The sequence below is a fragment of the Intrasporangium chromatireducens Q5-1 genome (genome assembly GCF_000576575.1).
GTDB lineage: Bacteria > Actinomycetota > Actinomycetes > Actinomycetales > Dermatophilaceae > Intrasporangium_A > Intrasporangium_A chromatireducens.
This window is the reverse complement of record NZ_AWQS01000639.1, coordinates 1-307: the sequence shown is the minus strand read 5'-3', so window position 1 is coordinate 307 and position 307 is coordinate 1. Positions and strand designations below refer to the sequence as shown.

At 67.8% G+C, this 307-nt stretch carries 1 protein-coding gene; it reads left to right on the top strand.

Going from position 1 to position 307, the window contains the following annotated elements:
• The coding region (locus N864_RS23230) for an NAD(P)/FAD-dependent oxidoreductase (RefSeq protein WP_034723401.1) at nucleotides 1-307 on the top strand (307 nt) is incomplete at both ends.

Here is a 307-nt window from a genome sequence, read left to right as displayed (position 1 = left end):
TGATGAACACCACCGAGGTCGAGAACTTCCCCGGCTTCCGCGACGGCATCATGGGCCCGGACCTGATGGACCACATGCGCGCCCAGGCCGAACGGTTCGGCGCCGAGATCATCACCGACGACGTCGTCGACGTCACCCTTGACGGTGACGTCAAGACCGTCACCACCGGCGAGGGCGCCACGTATGCAGCCCGGGCCGTGATCCTCGCGATGGGCTCCGCGTACCGGGAGCTCGGCCTGCCCGGCGAGAAGGAACTCTCCGGGCACGGCGTCTCCTGGTGCGCGACCTGTGACGGGTTCTTCTTCCG